This window comes from Echinicola jeungdonensis (genome assembly GCF_030409905.1).
Taxonomy (GTDB): domain Bacteria; phylum Bacteroidota; class Bacteroidia; order Cytophagales; family Cyclobacteriaceae; genus Echinicola; species Echinicola jeungdonensis.
This window is the reverse complement of record NZ_JAUFQT010000001.1, coordinates 924,834-945,311: the sequence shown is the minus strand read 5'-3', so window position 1 is coordinate 945,311 and position 20,478 is coordinate 924,834. Positions and strand designations below refer to the sequence as shown.

Genomic DNA, 20,478 nt, shown 5'->3' with positions numbered 1-20,478 from the left:
ATCGAAATTGCTGAAAAGGTATCTGGAATCAGGTTTTTGTTTGGTCATAATCCTTGATTCAAAATCAGCCTGAAAAAGCTCTTCGAAAATAGTCCAATTAATTAAATCAAACCCAAAACCATTATGAATTACCCCGACAATTGTTGGTGTTTTCTATTGGCCAACTTCTTTTTGAAAAGACATGCCCTTTGTTTTTTAATTCAACAATCAATTAACAAATTTTAATCAATTCTTGACCCTATGAAAAGACGATTACAACACAAAGTGTTGCTGCTTTGTGCTGGCTTATGGATGGCGTTTGGCCTCCAGGAAACGCTGGCTCAGGGCAATGACATTAAGGTGACGGGTACCGACGGACCCTTGTGGAGAAACAATTATTGGAGCCAATATCCTCGTTGAGGGAACTACCAGAGGGGTAGTTACTGATATCGATGGAAATTATGAAATAATGGCTCCAGCTGATGGGAATCTGGTTTTCAGTTTTATTGGCTTCCAAAAAACAAAAGTGCCCATCAATGGCCGGAATAAAATCAATGTAACCCTTCAGGAGGACCTTCAAAGTCTTGATGAAGCAGTTGTAGTAGGTTACGGTATGCAGAAAAAGGCCAGTTTGGTCAGTTCCATTACCACTGTTAACCCGAAAGAACTAAAAGGACCCACCAGTAACCTGACCAATATGTTAGCAGGCCGGGTGTCGGGAATGATTGCTTTCCAAAGAAGTGGTGAGCCAGGCATGGATAATTCCCAGTTCTTTATCCGGGGCTTGGGCTCTTTTGGTGCAGGTAAGGTAAACCCTTTAATTTTGATTGATGGAGTGGAATCTACCACAACTGATATGGCCCGTTTGCAGCCGGATGATATTGAATCATTCTCTGTTTTGAAAGATGCTACCGCTTCTGCTGTTTATGGTGCAAGAGGTGCCAACGGTGTGGTATTGATCAATACCAAAACAGGTACAAAAGGAGAAACAAAATTTCACTTCCGAGCCGAAACCCGTGTTTCTTCCAATACCAAAAACTTCCAGTTTGCGGACAATATCACCTATATGAATCTAGCCAATGAGGCAGCCCTAACCAGGGACCGGAATGCTGTATTGCCTTATTCTCAAACCAAAATCGTCAATACTGAGGCTGGTACCAATCCTTTGCTTTACCCGAGCAATAATTGGATCCAACAGTTGATTAAGGATTATACGATTAACCAAGGCTATAATATGAGTGCCAGTGGTGGGGGTGATAAAGCGAGATTCTATATCGCTGGTACATTTAATCAGGATAATGGGGTGCTTAAGGTTGATCCTATCAACAATTTCAACAGTAACATTAAATTGAGAAATTATTCTTTGCGTACCAATGTGGATGTTACTTTGACCCCAACTACGGATCTTAGTGTGAAAATGTATGGCCAGTTTGATGATTACAATGGTCCAATTGGCGGAGGGGCAACTACCTTTAACCGAGCGATTTGGTCTAACCCCGTCAAATTCCCTGCTGTGTATCCTAAGGAGTTGTTGCCTTATGTAGAACATCCTTTGTTTGGAGGTGCCATTACCGGAAGAGGAAGCACTACCCTGTTGACAAATCCATATGCGGAAATGGTAAAAGGTTATCAAACCTATAAAACTTCCATGATCCAACCTCAAATGGAGATCAAACAGGATTTGGGAATGATTACAGAAGGTTTGAGTTTCCGTACTATGGGGTATTTGAAAAGATATGCCCGATTTGATGTGGCTAGGTCCTACAATCCTTTTTATTACAGTTCTAGACTAAATCCGGCAACTGGAGAAATAGATCTTTCTGTATTGAATGATGGAGGTCCGAGTTCTGTAGGACCAACTGGATCCGAATACCTGAGCTTTGAGCCAGGAGACAGGGACATTACTCTCCGTTCTTATGTGCAGTCAGCTTTTGATTATTCCAGGACCTTTAATGATAAACATGCGGTTTCCGGAATGTTAATAGCTATTTTCAATAGCTATGAGGATGGGAGTAAGTTTACCGTGCAGGAATCCCTTCCTTTTAGAAATACGGGGGTTTCAGGCCGATTTACTTATGGATATGATGACCGCTATTTGGCGGAATTTAACTTTGGTTATAATGGGTCTGAGCGTTTTGCAGAAAACTACCGCTTTGGTTTCTTCCCTTCCATTGGATTGGCCTATCGTATTTCTAATGAAGACTTCTTTGATCCGCTCAAAGGTGCCATCGATCATTTGAAATTAAGAGGTACTTTGGGTTGGATCGGTAATGATGCTATAGGCCGGGATGAAGACAGGTTCTTCTACCTTTCCGAAGTTAACCTAAACAATGGTGGTTATGGAGCGACATTTGGTGAGGAATTTGGATATTACCGCCCTGGAGTATCCATTTCCAGATATCCCAATAGAAACATTACCTGGGAAAAATCAAGACAGATCAACTTAGGTTTTGACTTGACCATGTTCAATGCCTTTGATGTTACTTTTGATGCCTTCCAACAGAACAGGTATAATATCCTTGAAGTACGTTCACATATTGGCTCAACCATGGGCTTAATGGCCCAACCATCTGCTAATACCGGTGAGGCCATGAGTAAAGGTATAGATTTGACCTTAAGGTATAACAAGTCCATTGGACGTGATACCTGGTTGAATTTAAGAGGGAATTTCACTTATGCGACCAGTGAAATTCTTAAGAGAGACGAAAATGCCTATCCTGAGGAAGTAAGTTACCTATCAAGAGTAGGGCAAAGGATTGGTCAACCTTTTGGATATATCGCCGAACGTTTATTTGTGGATGATGAAGAGGTAGCCAACTCTCCTGCCCAATTTGGTGAATACAGTGGCGGTGATATCAAGTATTACGATATGAATGATGACGGCGTGATTTCCTCTTTGGACCAGGTGCCAATTGGTCATCCTACAACTCCTGAAATTGTATATGGTTTTGGTGGTACTTTTGGTTTTAAAAACTGGGATATATCTGCCTTTTTCCAAGGAGTTGCCCGTACCTCGCTTTTTATTAATTCTCAAAACATTTCACCATTTGTGATTAATGGTGGCGCACAAAATGGACTTTTGGATGTGATTGCTGAAAGCCATTGGTCTGAAGAAAACAGGGATTTGTATGCTTTCTGGCCTCGATTGAGCAATTATTTTGTTGAAAATAACAATCAACCATCTTCTTGGTGGATGCGAAATGGTGCCTTCTTAAGGCTGAAAAATGTGGAATTGGGATATACAGTCCCTAAGCATATTACCGACCGGTTTAAGGTTAACCATTGTAGGATTTATGCCAATGGAACCAATCTAGGCGTATGGAGCAAGTTCGATCTGTGGGATCCCGAAATGGGAGGAAATGGACTGGGCTATCCGGTGCAATCAGTATATAACTTGGGTGTTGTGGTTGATTTCTAAAAAAGTATTAATGATGAATAAATTTCAATATAAAATAACAGCTTGTGCCCTGGGTCTTATGGGACTGTTGGGTGGAACAGCTTGCGAGAGTTTTGTGGATGTGGTGCCGGATAATGTGGCCACCATTGACCATGCTTTTAAACTGAGAAATGAAGCGGAAAAATACCTGTTTACCTGTTATTCCTATATGCCAAATAATGGCGATCCCAACGGGAATTTAGGTTTTTTGGCTGGGGATGAAATGTGGATTCCCTATCAAACAAGTTTACTGAGTAACCCTTTTGAAATTGCAAGAGGGAACCAAAGAGTATCCAATCCCTACGTGGATGTATGGAATGGAGGGATTTTCGTAGGAATCCGCCATTGTAATATTTTCATAGAAAATTTGGAACAAGGAGCCGTTCCTGATCTTGGTGAAATCGAAAGAAGAAGATGGATTGGTGAGGCGGAGTTTTTGAAAGCTTATTTTCATTTCTACCTGTTGAGAATGTATGGGCCAATTCCAATTGTAGATGAGAATTTACCCATTGATGCTCCTGAAGAGTTGGTCAATGTGGAGAGACAGCCTGTGGATGAGGTGGTTAGTTATATTTCCGATTTATTGGATCAATCAGCAGAAAAACTCCCTATGTCCATATCTGATAGAATTACCGAACTGGGCAGGGTGACCAGACCTGTGGCCAAAGGCCTCAAAGCTAAGTTGCTTTTGATGGCTGCCAGTCCATTATTTAATGGTAACCCGGATATGGCTTCCTTAAAAAGTCCAGGGGGAGAACAGTTGTTTAATTTGGACTATGATGAAAACAAATGGAGGTTGGCGGCGGATGCTGCAGAAGAAGCTATTGCTGTTGCTGAGGAAGCAGGTCATAAATTGTATGAGTTCAATGAAGTTGGTGTTGAAATTACCGATACCACCAGAACTGAACTGAGCATTCGTCAGGCAGTTTGTGAGCGATGGAACTTAGAACATGTTTGGGGAAATTCAAATTCTCCAGCTGGCTGGGATTTACAGGCCAATGCCATGGCGCCACTTTCTACCCAACATAATCACAATAATGCCAGAAAAATCTTTTCAGCCCCTCTTAAAATTGCCCGTCAGTTTTATTCTGAAAATGGGGTGCCTATCAATGAGGACAGAACTTTGGACTTCAGTGATATCGATGAATTGAGAATTGCCACCTCTGAAGAGCGCTTCTATATAGAGGAAGGATTTGAAACAGCAAGAATCAATTTTGACCGGGAACCACGATTCTATGCTTCTTTAAGTTTTGATGGCGGAAAATGGTATAAGTATGATAGCCCTTCCAATTCCGATGAAGATACCTATGTGGTAAGGTCTAAGTTTGTGGACTATGCAGGAAGTAACCATGCATTCCATAAAAATGTAACCGGTTATTTTATTAAAAAACTGGTGGATTGGAACCAAGCAATGAGTAGTTCAGGTGCCAATTACAGAACTTATGACTGGCCTGAGATCAGGTTGGCTGACCTTTACCTGATGTATGCAGAAGCCCTTAATGAGGTGGAAGGCCCTAATGCTACGGTATTTGAATATTTGGATAAGATCCGTGAAAGAGCTGGATTGGCCGGGGTTCAGGAGGCTTGGCAAAATTACTCCACCCAACCTGATAAGTACAGCACCAAAAACGGTTTGCGTGAAATTATCCATCAGGAAAGATTAATCGAATTGGCCTTTGAAGGCCACAGGTTATGGGATCTTAAAAGGTGGAAAAAAGCCAATGAAATGTTGAACCAGCCTATCCAAGGTTGGAATATGCAGGGTGAAACTACCAACAGCTATTATCAGGTTAATACCATCTATTCCCAAAAATTTGTTTCTCCTAGGGATTATTTCTGGCCGATCAATGAGGGAACTTTAATTCAAAATCCCAACCTGGTTCAAAATGTAGGTTGGTAATCTGAAAATTTAAATTGATCCAAAAATGAAATTATTCCAAAAATATAAATACATCATGGCCATGTCCCTCTTAGCAGGGACCTGGGCCTGTGAGGTAGAAGAAATCCATTCACCTTATTCGGATTCCGGTAAGGCACCTGGAATGGTATATGAAACCACTGTAGAAAACCTTCCTGGGAAAGCAAAGATTTCCTATGCGCTTCCAGATGATGGGGATTTATTGTATGTCAAAGCAGAATTTGAGCGATCAAACGGAAAGACTGCAGAGGTGAAATCCTCCTACTATAACAATTCCCTTATGGTGGAAGGCTTCGCCGATACTGAGGAACATGAGGTGAAATTATATGCAGTAAACCGGGCTCAGCAAGAATCAGAACCGGTTACAGTAACCATCAAACCAGAAAAAGCTCCATTATGGGATGTTTATGAATCCATGGAGGTGAAAGCTTCTTTTGGAGGAATCCAGGTCGATGCATTAAATCCCAACAGGGAAGATGTTGCCATTCTAATCATGGAGCAGAATGAATATGGGGAATGGGTGGCTGACCCTAATAGTATTTATACTTCTACAGATTCCATTGATTATGCCCTTCGCGGGATGGATACCTTAAAGCATGAATTTGCCTTTACAGTAAGAGATAGATGGCTGAATTATACAGACACTGTTTTTTCGGATATTTATCCACTTTATGAATCAGCCTTGCCTAAGTCAAACTATAGAGGAGTCCATCTCCCTGGCGATGCTCCCCATCACCCATCCACTTCTATGGCTGGTATGTGGGATGGAGAAATCATGAACTGGCCAGCCATATACATGACCCAATCTATAATATCCGGTCCACATACCATTACTATTGATACAGGAGTGGAAGCAAAAATGAGCCGAATTGTCATTTGGGACTATCCAGAGTATTTTAATGGAAGGACTTACTATTACTTGGGTAACCTGAAAAAATTTGAAGTATGGGGTTCTAATGACCCACCATCTGATGGAAGTTATGACAACTGGGTGAAATTGGGTACTTATAATGCAACCAAACCTTCTGGATTGCCCTTTGGTCAACAAAGTGACGAAGATTACCGCGTAGCTGTAGAAGGCTTCAATTGGGAGTTTGATATCGATGCTCCTAAGGTAAGGTATTTGAGAATCCGGTCTATACAAAATTGGGGGGGTAGTTCCTATATGGCCATTGGAGAAATCCAGGTTTATGGTGATCCAAGATAATTTGTTCCATCTTAAAATCAATTAACATGATCAAGCATATCAATAAATATATTTTGGCATTGTCCCTGCTCACCATGGCCTTCTGGTCATGCAGTGAGATGGATGCCTACAAGGATTTTGTCCCCAATGGCGAAAAGACCTATAGTGGAAAAATCGATTCCCTTCAGATAATTGGAGGGGAAAATAAAGTAATGATTTGGGGGCTGTTTAAAGCAGATCCCAAAATAGAGCAAGCCAGAATTTCCTGGAATGCCGGAGCGGAATCTGTTACGGTTCCAGTTGAAAGGACTTCTGCTGTGGATACGATGAAATATGTCATCGAAGGTTTGGAGGAGAACAATTATACCTTTGAAGTAGTAACCATAGACAATCAAGGTAATGAATCTGTACCCGTGTTTGCAACGGGTGCTGCTTATGGAGAGCGGTACCAGAATTCTTTGAACCAAAGACCTTTGGAGGCCTCTAACTTGACTGTTTGGAATTCTAATACCAAATTGGTTTTTGGAGAAGCAGATGAAGCTTCCGGGGCAATCTACACTGAAGTCAAATACATTGATGTAAATGAGGATGAGCACACGATTCAGATCCCAATTGATGTTTCGGAGGTAGTATTGGAAAATTATCAAGTGGGTAATGAATTTAAGGTCAGAACCTACTACAAGCCTGAACAACACAGCTTGGACACTTTCCCTTCCAGTTTTGAAGCTATTGTGCCTAAAGTTACTTATATGCGAAATATGCAGGTTCCATTTGAAGCAGCTACTAGGAGTGGACGTTGGGGAACGCAAGCTGGATGGATCACTAATGATGCAGCAAAAATCCATAATGGCCAGGGAGGCTGGGACGAATGGAATAATAATATTTTCAACCTTGAATCAGGTTGGGGTGCTCCTGCTGTTTCTAATGGAAAGATTTATCAGACTTTTGAGGTACCTGCAGGGAGCTTTACCTTTAAGATTAAGGATCTTATGAATACCAATTTGACTGAAAATGATAATGCTTACTTGGTTGTAGCCTATGGAGATGAGTTGCCGGATGTGGAAAATATTGATTCTGCAATAGGTTATAGCCATATCTATAGTGGAAAATCCGTTCTTGATTTAAAAGTTGATTTTGAAATTCAAGATGGACCGGTACAAATAGCAGTGGGTTACCTGACAACGCAGCCAGATGGTTGGCCAGGTAGGTATTGCAATATCCGTGCATTTGATTTTGTACAGAATTAATTTTGGGGTTTGACAACCTTCCCTGGCTCTTTTTGAGGTTGGGGAGGGTTGTTTTTTCAATTAGGGAGCGACAATCCACTGTTAACAGTCCAAGGTTACCGTGGTTTTGACCCTAAAACAATTTTTATTACCTCCCTTAAAAAATGGTTACCCAACTGGTTTTTATCTCTTGCAGAAGGGGATTTGTTTTTATTGATTTATTAACCAAAAAGGATTTTTTATTAATTCCTTTCAAATGTATTCTTAAATGAATAAAATAATAAATATCAGTTTATTAGTCCTGTTGATTTTAAGTTGTAATCAGGAAGTCGACCCACCGAAAATTGAAGAAGAGCCATCCAACAATGAAGGGGAGGTGCCTACCTTGCAAGGTTTGGAAATGGTTCAGGTCACCAATTCTAGTGCCATTTTTGATAGTAAAGTTGAAAATGATGGGGGATATGCTGTTTTGGAAAGAGGAGTTTGTTTTATGGAGGGAGATGGAGTACCGACTTTGGAAAACCATTATATCGAAGCATCATCTGTAAAAGGAAGTGGAGAGTTTAGTGCATCATTAAACGCACTTAATGACGGAATAAAATACAGTGCAAGGGCCTATGCAGTAAATGAAATTGGAGTTGGATATGGAGAGAAATTGAAATTCGAGACTCCTGCTGCCGACAAGCCTGAAGTGGAAACAGGTGTGAAATATATCTCGGCAGCCCATAGCATCCATCTAAGGGTGGCGTTAAACAATGATGGAGGTTTTCCAATAACTGAGAAAGGGGTATGCTGGGATTTAGAACCTTCTCCTTCCATTGATGAGGAGGTTATAGAGATGGGTAATGGAATGAACAGCTTTCTAGCTGAAATAAAAGGTTTGGATCCTGAAAAGAAATATTACCTCAGGGCTTATGCAAAAAATGAAAAAGGGGTCAGTTATGGAAATACCCTTGAGGTGACAACCCGGAAGAAGGGCAATATCACTTTTACCCTCCATGAGGATCCCAATCCTTCTACCGAATTACAGGAAAATTATGACCGGATTAAGGAAGCATTTAAAAAGGCAGTTGAATACTATAATAGTTATACAAGTATTGAAAAACATATTAATGTATACTATAACCCAGGAGTGCCTACAGCAGACGGCAATATTAATGGCACCATTCGGATAGGATCGAATGTCAGTTATCAAAGAACAGGAACGGCAATGCATGAAATTGCCCATGTTGTGGGGGTAGGAACCCATTGGAAATGGGGAGAACTCATTCAAGGGGGGACTTATGTCGGTCCAAGGGCCAATGAAATAATACAGATTTTATCAGGAGACAATAATTCAATCCTCAGAGGAGATGGAACTCATTTTTGGCCCTATGGTATCAATGGTGCCCATGAAGATTCAGGAAGTCCTGAGCTTTATATTTGGCATGCGCTGATCATGCAGGGAATGAAAGATGATGGACTTCCAAGTTTTTGATAAAAGGTGATTTGATTATGCACATTTATTCCAGAACTGGAACTCAAATTAGTTTAACCCTTCCAGGGTTGTTTAGAAATTTTGACGAGATACCCCGGGTTTTGACCCGGGGTTATTTTAGTTGGAGCCTTAAAAAGGCTTCTTAGGTCCATTTCTCTGAGGCCATACCTTCTTTCAAGAAAAAAAGAGGTCCACTAATCCGCCTCAAACAAATTTAACAACCTGCCCGGTCGAATTATGGAAGATCCACCTCGGGCAAGAATTGAGGTATTATTTTCTCATAATCTCCAATCCTTGAGCCCCGAAGGGGCGGGATTTTTTCATTTTTTGGAGAAATACCAAGTTGAATATGATGAAAGGTATGATCGGGATTATGTAGTTTAGAAGGCAAATAAATTAAATCGAAATGCTAGCAAGTGAAATTAAAGTAGATAAGCTAATTGTAGGAATCCTTCTATTGGGAATAAGCTTTTCCTGCGCTTCCGGGAATTCAAAAGCAAATAAAAAATGGATTTCCTTATTTAACGGGAAAAACCTGGAGGGTTGGGTGCCCAAAATCCATCATCATGAATTGGGTGATAATTATGCCAAAACATTCAGGGTTGTAAATGATAAAATCCAGGTTAATTATGAAGGCTATGAAGGTTTTGAGGAACGGTATGGGCATTTGTTTTATAAACAGCCATTTTCTTCATTTCACTTGAAATGGGAATATCGTTTTACAGAAGAATGGCTGGAAGATGCCCCTAGCTATACCTATCGCAATAGTGGAGTAATGTTTCATTCCCAGTCACCAGAAAGTATTTTCAAAGAACAGGATTGGCCAATATCCGTGGAATTTCAGATGTTGGCAGAAGTGGAAGAAGGAGTAGAAAGGCCGACCGGTAATATGTGTTCACCAGGAACAGAGGTGTTTTACAATGGAGAAATGGATCCCAGACATTGTATCAACTCTTCATCACCCACATATAAATGGAATGCATGGGTGAAAGCTGATTTGATTGTTTATGAGGACAGTTTGGTCACTCACTTAATAAATGGGGATACGGTATTGCAATACACTAAACCCCAAATCGGTGGAGGAGTGGTAAATGGGTATGACCCTAAAGTGAAAAAAGACGGGAAACCATTAAGGCAAGGTTATATTGGTTTACAGTCAGAAGGGCAAGGTGTGGAGTTTAGAAAAATTGAGATATTAGATTTGAAATAATAGATTTTAGAGATGAGTATAGGGATTTGAACTGGGGGCATTCCGAGAAATCCAAACTTCATTATTGAAGGTTAAGCTCTATTTTTTTTCAGAGGATGTAAGTTAAGAAATCTGGATTTAATTAATGGGTAAACAATGAGGGGTAACTAAACTATTACTAGGTATTCTTTTTGCTTGAGTTTAGGCAGAATTTTTTGAAAGCGACAACCAAATTTTATTTTGAAAATCCATTAATTACCTGGTTTTCATACTGGGTAGGGTGCGCTTTTAACCGTTAAAACTACCGTTAAAAGTCAGATTAACTTTTGTTTTTGGCTTCATTTAGGTTCATTTACTAAGCGTTGTGTGACGCAGTTGATTTGATTTTCAGTTGGAGAAAGGATTGGCTTCCCTTTGGTCCATCAGGAGATTAATCAATTCTTAAAAAAATAAAACCCAAAAACAAATGGAACAGTATTTACAAAAAAAGATGGCGGCTTTAGTGCTTTGCTTTCTTTTGGTCAGCTTGTCCGCTTGGGCACAGTCCGGCAAAACAATTAATGGAATGGTGGTGGACCAAGCCACCCAACAGCCCATCCCCGGGGCAACTGTCCTTGAGAAGGGGACTTCTAATGGTACCGCTACAGATCTGGATGGGAATTATACCCTGGAATTAACCACTGAAAATGCGGTTTTACAAGTATCTTTTATTGGATATACTACTCAGGAAATCGAAGTGGGCAATGCCTCTGAGATCAATGTAGAATTGAGTGAAGATATCAGCCAGCTTGATGAAGTAGTAGTAGTAGGTTATGGTACCCAAAAAAGATCAGATATCACGGGTTCAGTTGCTTCTGTCCCAAAAGAAAGGTTAACCAACCTTCCTGTAACCGATGTGACCCAGGCCATTCAGGGAACCACAGCCGGACTTAATGTCTCCCAGACTTCTTCTGTTCCTGGGAGTTCAGCTAATATGCAGATACGTGGGGTGAACTCCATCAATGCAAACACCAGCCCTTTTATTGTGGTAGACGGAGTTCCATTTTTTGGATCCATCAATGACTTGAATCCCAATGATATTGAATCTATCGAAATCCTTAAAGATGCTTCTGCTGTGGCCATATATGGTACCAGAGGTGCCAATGGGGTGATTCTTATTACTACCAAACGCGGTTCGGCAACTGCTGGTGAGCCCGTCATTAAATACAGTGGATATACTGGTTTTGAAAATATGGCCCATGTATTAGAACCAATGGGACCTGATAGGTATGTTCAAAAATATGCAGATTTCGTATCTGCCAATGACCTTCCAATGACCGATGTTCTTCCCAATGCTTCAGAGGTTCAAAATTACAATGCTGGAATAACTACGGATTGGTTGGATCAGGCTGATCAACAAGGACGCATTAACGAACATAACCTGAGCATTACCGGTGGAACAGAAAATGTTCAATATTATGTTTCAGGAAGCAGGTTAAAGCAAAAAGGTGTTGTAAGAGGTTATCAATTTCAAAGGACCAGCATCCGTTCCAACCTGGATGCCAATATTACAGACTTCTTAAGGGTGGGAACCTCTGCTTTCTTCTCCGATAATAATTCTGATGGTGGAAGGGTGAATTTATTGGAGGCTACTGCAATGAGTCCCTATTCCGTCCCTTTTGACGATCAAGGTAATTATATCACTTTTCCAATGGCTCCGGAGGAATTGTTCAGAAACCCACTTTTGGGATTAACAGTTGACAGGGTAGATAGAGATAAGACCTTATCAGGGAGTGGTTATGCAGAGATTACACCTAGCTTTATTCCTGGATTAAAATATAGGTTAAACGGAACTTACGTTTACAACATTGACAGGACTGCTCAATACACTGGTAGGGCAGCAAATGACCAAAGTGGTACGGCCAATGTATCTAATACTGAAAGATCTAACTGGGTATTGGAAAATATCATTAGCTATGCAAAGGACATTGACAAACATCATATCGATATTACTGGCTTGTACAGTGCCCAGGAAGTTACTTACTTTAATAACTCAGCCCAATCCAGGGGTTTTATCAATGATGCCCTTTCCTATTATAATATGAGTGCGGGTACTACGCAATCCACGGATTCGGAAGGAAATAGCTATACTTTACTTTCCCAAATGGGTAGGATCAATTATTCCTATGATAGCCGTTACTTACTGACCGTAACCGGTAGAAGGGATGGATATTCCGCATTTGGAGCTGATACGGACAAATATGGATTTTTCCCCTCCATGGCCATAGGTTGGAATATCCATAATGAGGAGTTTATGAAAAATCACCCATCCGTAGGGGAACTCAAATTGCGTTTATCCCATGGACAAGCAGGGAACCAAGCCATTGGTGTCAATCAAACTGCCTCCACAGCAGCAACTGTTTTGCAACCTTTTGGAGGAGCAGCCTTAGTAGGAGTTATATATAATTCCCTGGGGAATGCCAACTTGAATTGGGAGACAACGACCTCCACCAACTTGGCATTGGATTTTGGTGTGGTAAATAACCGTGTACGAGGTACGGTTGAAGTATATAAAACCAAAACCAAGGACATATTGCTTAGAAGAAACCTACCAACTGTAACAGGGTATGGAAGTGTTTTGACTAATTTAGGAGAAATGCAGAATAAGGGTATTGAATTTACCATTAATACGGTAAATATTGAGAATAAGGATTTTTCCTGGGAAACCTCTTTAAACTTTTCTACTTATAAAAATGAGATTCTTGAATTGTATGGTGATGGCCAGGATGATGTTGGTAACCGTTGGTTTATTGGAGAACCTCTCCGGGTGATTTATGACTATGAGAAATTAGGCATTTGGCAAGAAGGTGAGGACGCTTCTGATACAGACCCATTGGCCAATCCTGGAGATATCAAATTCAGGGATCAAAATAATGATGGTCAAATTACTGATGCAGATAGGGTAATTGTAGGTCAAGTAGACCCCAAGTGGATAGGAGGTCTGACTAATACCTTCAGGTACAAAAATTGGAACTTAAGTGTATTTATCCAAACCTCCCAGGGAGGCATGAAAAACAATAATAACCTTACCTATGCTGATGAGGCAGGAAGGAGAAACCTACCAGCTGAATTTAATTACTGGACCCCTGAAAACCCGAGCAATTATTGGCCTTCATTAGCAGCTTTTAGGAATTATAGAGGTTATGGATTTGCAGAAGATTACAGCTATGTGCGGATCAAAGATGCACGCTTGAGTTATGTGGTGCCTGCTTATATGTTGGAGAAATACCACATCAAAGGTTTGACGGTTTATGCCGCTGGCAGGAACCTGCACACCTTTACGGACTGGTTTGGATGGGATCCGGAAAACAACTACTCTCCCAGAGGTTCCGGTGACTGGACCAACAATTATCCATTGGTTAGATCCATTTCCTTTGGTATTAACCTGACCCTGTAATTTTCACCAGAAAAAATGAATGTTATGAATCGATATATAAAATTATTCTTAAGTGGTTTTTGCTTATTGGCCACGATGAATAGCTGTAAGGACTCCTTTTTGGATGAGGAAGTTCTGGACAGTTATGCTCCTGAGGTATTGGATGATAAATTAGGCTTTGAAGCTGCAGTTGTAGGTCTTCATTATCAATATGGAACTTTCTTAACTACTACAAATGACCAAACCCTGCAGGGAATCTGGCATCTGGGTACCGACATAGTATGGGCTCCTGCTGGCCGATCCAATGGGGATGCCCGGCATTATTTCAATTATGAAACCCTTATGCCGGCGGACAACGCTTCCCGTAAGGTTTGGCAATGGTTATATAGCATTATCAATAATGCCAATATCTTGATATCCAGTACCAATGTTGAAAGCGTGTCTGGAGTGACTGAAGAGGAATTGGCCATCTATAATGGAGAAGGAAGGTTTTTCCGAGCCCTGGCTTATAATATGCTAGTAACATTGTATGGGGATGTGCCCTTAGTTACCGAACCATTGAGGAGCCCTAAAACGGATTTTGTCCGAACATCGGTGAATGAAGTAGATCAGGTAATTATTGATGACTTAATGACTGCTATAGATGGTTTGCCTACCATTGGAACCGCCTCTTATGATGCCCGAGGAAATAAGGAAATGGCAAGGCATCTATTGGCTGAAGTTTATTTGAGAAGAGGTGAAAATGCACTGGCAGAAGCCCAGTGTGATGAAATCATCAATAGTGACCTAAGCTTGGTAAAAGAACGATATGGAGTCAACGCCAATGAACCAGGGGATGCTTTTTCCGATATGTTTTTATTTGGTAACCAAAGAAGACGAGAGGGAAATTCAGAAGCCATTTGGGTGCTGGAAGCTGAAAATCCAACCGATGTAACTGGTGGTAGTTCAGGATTTCCACAACAAAGAAGGATTTGGGGTTCTTCCTACCATGACCTACCCGGAATGCAGCCTACTGATTCTTTAGGAGGCAGAGGGATTGCCAGAGTCCGTTTGAATAATTGGGTAGTTTATGAACTCTACGAGGAGGAGGATATGAGGAATTCTAAATTCAATCTCAAACGCCAATTATACTTTAACCATCCAGGTGAAAATTATGACAATATCAGAGGGTTGCCAGTTCCATATGGGGAGGATGCGGAATTTACCCTTGCGGATGGTGAAACGGTTATTAGAATCTTTGCCGCTGATACTATTTTCAAGTACGTTCCATATACCCGAAAATGGGGACATTATGATGAAAGGGACAATTTTGGTTTTGGTATGTGGAAGGATTTTATGCTAATGAGATTAGGTGAAACCTACCTGTTCCGTGCAGAAGCCAGGTTTAAACAAGGAAACCTTTCCGGAGCTGCGGATGATATCAATGAACTAAGGGAAAGAGCCAATGCCAGTTTAGTTGAACCATCAGATATAACCCTGGATTTTATTCTTGATGAAAGGGTAAGGGAATTGTTGGCAGAAGAAAACAGAAGGAAAACCTTGGTGCGTACCGGAACCTTAGTAGATAGAGCAAAAGAATTGACAGGAACAACTCCTTTGGCCGATGGAGCCATTGAAACAACCAATGGACTTACTGAAACCCATACCTTGATGCCAATACCATTGACAGAAATTGAATTAAATAAGGATGCTGAATTGGAGCAGAATCCTGGATATAACTAATTAAGCTTGATTTAATAGCTGAAATTTAAAGTTCATTTTGAGGTTTGTTATGGGGATGGTTTCGGCCGTCCCCTAATGAACCCAACCAATAAAGTTAAGCCTGGTTTTGGCCTTCAAAAAATGAAACTAAACTCAATAACTCTTCTATTTTCTTTTTTAATGATAATGGGATTTTCCTCCTGCTCCAATTCTAATACCAGGGCTGTGGATAGGTATGTTCCTTATGAGTTGGTGGAATATCCAGGCTATAAACTGGTCTGGAGTGAGGAATTTGAGGAAGATGGAAAACCTGATTCAACTTTTTGGTCTTTTGAATTTGGATTTGTCCGCAATAATGAACTGCAATGGTACCAACCAGAAAATGCCAATGTTAAAAATGGTTTTTTGGTCATTGAGGGGAAAAGAGAAAAAATTAAAAATGAATTTTTTAATTCTGAAAGCAATGATTGGAGGAAAAGCAGGGAATTCGCCCAGTATTCCTCCGCAAGTATCAATACCCGTGGTAAAAAAGAATTTCAATATGGCATCATAGAAGTCAGGGCAAAAATAGATACTGCTCTTGGTATGTGGCCTGCCATCTGGACTTTGGGAACAACCAAAGGCTGGCCTGCTAATGGTGAAGTGGATATAATGGAATATTATAGAGTGGATGGCAAAGCCACCATTTTGGCCAATGCAGCCTGGAAAAAGGCTGGTGGTAGATATGAAGCTGAGTGGGATGAAAGTAAAATACCATTTTCAAATTTTTTGGAAAGCGATCCTGACTGGCCCAACAAATTCCACTTGTGGAAAATGCATTGGACAGAGGATTTTATCCGCCTTTATTTGGATGATGAATTGTTAAATGAAATTGACCTTAGCCAAACCCAAAACCCCGATGGGTTTAACCCTTTTCATCAACCCCACTATATTTTGTTAAACCTGGCCTTGGGATCAAATGGGGGCGATCCAGCTGAAACTGACTTTCCACGGGAATATTTGGTGGATTATGTGAGGATATTTCAAGAGGATAGTAGCGAGTAATGCATATTGAGTAAAGAAAAACAGAATCCCGTATCAAGATTTAAGTTTCAAGAAAAAAGACATTAAAATGAGATTGATGAAAAATTTCCTGGGAAAAGTATTCCCCACAATAATATTTTTAATGAGTGTAAACCAACTTGTTTTGGCTCAGTCCAACCAGGTGGGGGAAGAGGGAAAGGAAGCCAGGAAATATTATATCGAGGTGATGACAAAAATTGCCGACCCCGTTTTAAAGGCTTTGAGTGAGAACCAACTCAAAGCTAAGATGCCTGTGGAAGTGGCCCCTAATGCTTATGGAGGAAGGGATCAAGTGACCTACCTGGAAGCTTTTGGTCGCTTGCTTTCAGGTATGGCTCCCTGGCTGGAATTGGGGCCTGATGAAACAGTGGAAGGTCATTTAAGAGAGAAATATATTCAATTGGCATTAAAATGCATCCACAATGCCACAGATCCGGGATCTCCGGATTTTATGAATTTTACCCAACTTGGACAGCCCTTGGTAGATGCTGCATTTTTTGCCCATGCTTTATTAAGAGCTCCTAACCAATTATGGGAAAGGCTAGAACCCGAAACACAGGAGAATGTGATTGATGCCTTGAAATCATCCCGGGTTATTTCACCCTATTATAGCAACTGGCTACTTTTTTCAGGAATGGTTGAAGCTGCCTTGCTTAAGTTTGACGGTAAAGCCGACCATGTTAGAATGGCGTATGGGCTGAATAAGCATAAGGAGTGGTACCTGGGAGATGGTATGTACGGTGATGGGCCGGATTTCCATTGGGATTATTATAATAGTTTTGTGATCCAGCCAATGCTACTGGACATTTCGAAAGTCCTTAAAGAAAAAGGGAATGATATGGGCAAAGACCACGATCTTTTCCTTAAAAGAGCCAAAAGATACGCAGAAATTCAAGAAAGGCTGATTTCACCAGAAGGAACCTATCCTGTTATCGGAAGGTCAATGGCCTATAGATTTGGAGCATTCCAGTTGTTGTCTCAAGTGGCCCTTTGGGAAGAATTGCCACAGGAAATTTCCCCTGCCCAAGTGAGGGAAGCCCTTGAAGCCGTGATCAAAAAGCATATGGAAGCAGAAGATATGTTTGATGAAGAAGGATGGCTGACCCTTGGTTTTTATGGACACCAACGGGAAATTGCCGAACCTTATATTTCCACTGGAAGCTTGTACCTATGTGCTGAAGTGTTTTTGGTATTGGGGATTCCTGCTGATGGAGAGTTTTGGGCTGCACCCGCCCAGCCCTGGACCCAGAAAAAGATTTGGAGCGGAGGAGAAGCAAATATTGATAAAGCGCTTTACTAATGAATGTCAAAAAAATTTGGGTACAAATGGGGTTGATCCTGGCATTGGGAGCTTGTAAAGCCCAAATGCTCCAGGACAGCCAGGTTCGGGAAACTTATGTCGGAGAAGGCTGGGGCAATAATTCTGTTAATACGGTTATCTTCAGAAGAAATGCCTTGACAACATTTGAAGACACCCAATTCACCGCCTACTATGACCCTTCCGGTCATGTGGTTTTGGCCAAGAGGGAATTGGGCGATGAGCATTGGGAAACCCATCAAACTAAATACACGGGCAATGTAAAAGATGCCCATAATACCATCAGCATTGCAGTGGATGGAGCTGGATATTTACATGTTTCCTGGGATCATCACGACAATCCATTAAGGTATGCAAAAAGTAAAGCCCCTTTGGGATTAGAATTGGGACCTAAAGAGCCAATGACTGGGGTAGAAGAAGAAAAGGTGACTTATCCGGAATTTCATGCTTTACCCAATGGAGATTTGCTGTTTTTCTATCGGTCGGGCGCTTCCGGGCAAGGAAATTTGGTTATGAATAGGTATGATGTGGAGCAACAATCCTGGATACAACTTCATGACAAATTAATTGATGGTGAAGGCCAAAGAAATGCCTATTGGCAGGCTTTTGTGGATAAGGCTGGCACGGTTCATCTGAGCTGGGTGTGGCGGGAAACCTGGGATGTCTCTACCAATCATGATTTGGCTTATGCCAGATCAACCGATGGGGGCCAAAGCTGGGAAAGGTCCAATGGTGATAAATACCAATTGCCTATTACCAATTCTACAGCAGAATATGCCTGGAATATTCCACAAAAAAGCAATTTGATCAATCAAACTGCTATGTATGCGGATGAGAATAGTCAGCCTTATATCGTGACCTATTGGGAAGAAAATGGAGTTACTCAATATCAGGTTGTATATCAGGACGGACAGGAGTGGAAAAAAGCCAATACTGGATTCCGGAATACCAGCTTTCAGTTAGGCGGTGGTGGAACCAAACGGATTCCCATTTCAAGGCCACAGATATTGGTGGAGGAAAATGGCTCCGACAAGTCTTTGTTTATCCTTTTTAGGGATGAAGAACGGGGAAATAAAGTTTCCTTGGCCTACACTTCTGCACTCGAGGATAATGGATTTTGGGAAGTCATGGACCTGACCCAATATGGTGTTGGGCAGTGGGAACCAAATTATGATATTGAATTATGGAAGGAAAAAAAACAACTTCATGTTTTTGTTCAGGAGGTCCAGCAAGTAGACAGTGAGGGACTTGCTCAAGAAATGAATACAGCAGTTAAGGTGATAGAATTAAATCCTTAGTTTGTATTTGAGGAGATTGGATAAAAGAATTAATTAAATACTTATATGAAAAAGCGATTATTATTCCTGTTGTTGGCCGGAAGCACTATTTTGACTTCCTGTGGTTCAAATAGTAAATCAGGAAATGAAGAGGAGAAAAAAGAAACTGTTGTTTTAGAGGATCGGATTGAACCCACCTTGGAAAGAGGAAAGGAACAATACCACCATATGATGGAACTTCTTCCAGCTGGAGAATTTCCTAAAACTTACCATGCAAAAAATGATAAGTTTGAGACCAGTGGTTCAGGATGGTGGTGCAGCGGATTTTACCCTGGCACCTTGCTTTACCTATATGAAGCTACAAGAGATGAAAAGTTGCTTGAGGAAGCAGAAAGAAGCCTTGGTTTATTGGAAAAGGAAAAATTCAATACCAGTACCCACGATCTGGGCTTTATGATGTATTGCAGTTTTGGAAATGCTCTTAAAATTGCACCAAAAGAGGAATATAAGGATATCCTGGTCCAAAGTGCTAAATCCTTATCCAGCAGGTTTAGTGAAAAAGTGGGAGCCATTAAATCCTGGGATTCCAAAGAAGGAGATTTTTTGGTGATCATAGATAATATGATGAACCTTGAATTATTGTTCTGGGCCACTGCCGAAACTGGAGATTCTACCTATTATGATATTGCCGTGACCCATGCCAATACTACCATGGAAAATCATTTTAGGGAAGATAACAGTTCATACCATGTTCTCAATTATGATCCAAAATCTGGGGATGTAAACAAAAAAAGAACTGCTCAAGGGTATTCTGATGACTCTGCCTGGGCAAGGGGCCAAGCTTGGGGTTTGTATGGTTACACGGTGACTTACAGAGAAACCAAGGATCCCAGGTATTTGGAACAGGCAAAGGCCATTGCTGCATTTATCTTGGATCATCCCAATTTGCCTGAGGACAAAGTGCCTTATTGGGATTTCGATGCGCCAAATATTCCTGACGCCTTAAGGGATTCTTCTGCAGGAGCCATTATGGCCTCCGCATTGTTAGAACTGTCAGATTATGTGGATGGTGATTTGGCTGCTAAATATAAGGAAAACGCAGCAACCATGCTGACCACCCTAACTTCCGATGAATACATTGCCGAAAAAGGCACCAATGGGGGATTCTTACTCAAACATGGAGTGGGACATATCCCAGAAAATTCTGAGGTGGATGTTCCTTTAACTTACGGGGATTATTATTTGGTAGAAGCTCTATTAAGACTGAAAAAGGAGAATTGAGAAAAAAGATATG

At 41.0% G+C, this 20,478-nt stretch carries 11 protein-coding genes and 1 pseudogene; all 12 read left to right on the top strand.

Going from position 1 to position 20,478, the window contains the following annotated elements:
• Positions 1 to 364: 364 nt before the first annotated feature.
• Positions 365 to 3,397, top strand: a pseudogene (locus QWY93_RS04035) (SusC/RagA family TonB-linked outer membrane protein); the annotation flags it as partial.
• 10 nt (positions 3,398 to 3,407) lie between these two features.
• The gene (locus tag QWY93_RS04030) at positions 3,408 to 5,315 is read left to right on the top strand and encodes a RagB/SusD family nutrient uptake outer membrane protein (protein WP_290246898.1); all 1,908 of its coding nucleotides are present in this window, start codon (positions 3,408 to 3,410) and stop codon (positions 5,313 to 5,315) included.
• A gap of 25 nt (positions 5,316 to 5,340) precedes the next feature.
• A complete protein-coding gene (locus QWY93_RS04025; protein WP_290246897.1) occupies positions 5,341 to 6,540 on the top strand; it encodes a DUF5000 domain-containing lipoprotein in 1,200 nt (399 codons plus the stop codon).
• 26 nt (positions 6,541 to 6,566) lie between these two features.
• Positions 6,567 to 7,766, top strand: coding sequence for a DUF4998 domain-containing protein (locus QWY93_RS04020; protein ID WP_290246896.1), 1,200 nt, complete (start codon positions 6,567 to 6,569; stop codon positions 7,764 to 7,766).
• A gap of 247 nt (positions 7,767 to 8,013) precedes the next feature.
• Positions 8,014 to 9,222: a hypothetical protein gene (locus QWY93_RS04015; RefSeq protein WP_290246895.1), complete on the top strand. Its 1,209-nt coding sequence runs from the start codon at positions 8,014 to 8,016 to the stop codon at positions 9,220 to 9,222.
• Between the two features lie 406 nt (positions 9,223 to 9,628).
• Positions 9,629 to 10,432: a 3-keto-disaccharide hydrolase gene (locus QWY93_RS04010; protein ID WP_290246894.1), complete on the top strand. Its 804-nt coding sequence runs from the start codon at positions 9,629 to 9,631 to the stop codon at positions 10,430 to 10,432.
• A 445-nt stretch (positions 10,433 to 10,877) separates the two neighbouring features.
• The gene (locus tag QWY93_RS04005) at positions 10,878 to 13,847 is read left to right on the top strand and encodes a SusC/RagA family TonB-linked outer membrane protein (RefSeq protein ID WP_290246893.1); all 2,970 of its coding nucleotides are present in this window, start codon (positions 10,878 to 10,880) and stop codon (positions 13,845 to 13,847) included.
• Between the two features lie 24 nt (positions 13,848 to 13,871).
• Positions 13,872 to 15,548 carry a RagB/SusD family nutrient uptake outer membrane protein gene (locus QWY93_RS04000; RefSeq protein WP_290246892.1) on the top strand — a complete coding sequence of 559 codons (1,677 nt, stop codon included), beginning with the start codon at positions 13,872 to 13,874 and terminating at the stop codon, positions 15,546 to 15,548.
• Positions 15,549 to 15,713: 165 nt separating this feature from the next.
• Entirely contained in the window at positions 15,714 to 16,571 is an 858-nt protein-coding gene (locus tag QWY93_RS03995; protein ID WP_290246891.1) for a glycoside hydrolase family 16 protein, read from the top strand.
• Between the two features lie 76 nt (positions 16,572 to 16,647).
• Positions 16,648 to 17,889 (top strand): DUF2264 domain-containing protein, encoded by a 1,242-nt coding sequence (locus QWY93_RS03990; RefSeq protein WP_290246890.1) that lies wholly within the window; start codon positions 16,648 to 16,650, stop codon positions 17,887 to 17,889.
• Complete coding sequence (locus QWY93_RS03985) at positions 17,889 to 19,205, top strand: BNR repeat-containing protein (RefSeq protein WP_290246889.1); 1,317 nt, start codon at positions 17,889 to 17,891, stop codon at positions 19,203 to 19,205. The genes QWY93_RS03990 and QWY93_RS03985 overlap by 1 nt, the downstream gene beginning before the upstream one ends.
• Before the next feature lie 45 nt (positions 19,206 to 19,250).
• The gene (locus QWY93_RS03980) at positions 19,251 to 20,465 is read left to right on the top strand and encodes a glycoside hydrolase family 88 protein (protein ID WP_290246888.1); all 1,215 of its coding nucleotides are present in this window, start codon (positions 19,251 to 19,253) and stop codon (positions 20,463 to 20,465) included.
• Positions 20,466 to 20,478 lie beyond the last annotated feature (13 nt).

Bases quoted from the DNA above. Each gene is read 5' to 3' on its own strand.
- QWY93_RS04030 (WP_290246898.1), top strand. From the start codon at position 3,408: ATGATGAATAAATTTCAATATAAAATAACAGCTTGTGCCCTGGGTCTT.
- QWY93_RS04025 (WP_290246897.1), top strand. From the start codon at position 5,341: ATGAAATTATTCCAAAAATATAAATACATCATGGCCATGTCCCTCTTA.
- QWY93_RS04020 (WP_290246896.1), top strand. From the start codon at position 6,567: ATGATCAAGCATATCAATAAATATATTTTGGCATTGTCCCTGCTCACC.
- QWY93_RS04015 (WP_290246895.1), top strand. From the start codon at position 8,014: ATGAATAAAATAATAAATATCAGTTTATTAGTCCTGTTGATTTTAAGT.
- QWY93_RS04010 (WP_290246894.1), top strand. From the start codon at position 9,629: ATGCTAGCAAGTGAAATTAAAGTAGATAAGCTAATTGTAGGAATCCTT.
- QWY93_RS04005 (WP_290246893.1), top strand. From the start codon at position 10,878: ATGGAACAGTATTTACAAAAAAAGATGGCGGCTTTAGTGCTTTGCTTT.
- QWY93_RS04000 (WP_290246892.1), top strand. From the start codon at position 13,872: ATGAATCGATATATAAAATTATTCTTAAGTGGTTTTTGCTTATTGGCC.
- QWY93_RS03995 (WP_290246891.1), top strand. From the start codon at position 15,714: ATGGGATTTTCCTCCTGCTCCAATTCTAATACCAGGGCTGTGGATAGG.
- QWY93_RS03990 (WP_290246890.1), top strand. From the start codon at position 16,648: ATGAAAAATTTCCTGGGAAAAGTATTCCCCACAATAATATTTTTAATG.
- QWY93_RS03985 (WP_290246889.1), top strand. From the start codon at position 17,889: ATGAATGTCAAAAAAATTTGGGTACAAATGGGGTTGATCCTGGCATTG.
- QWY93_RS03980 (WP_290246888.1), top strand. From the start codon at position 19,251: ATGAAAAAGCGATTATTATTCCTGTTGTTGGCCGGAAGCACTATTTTG.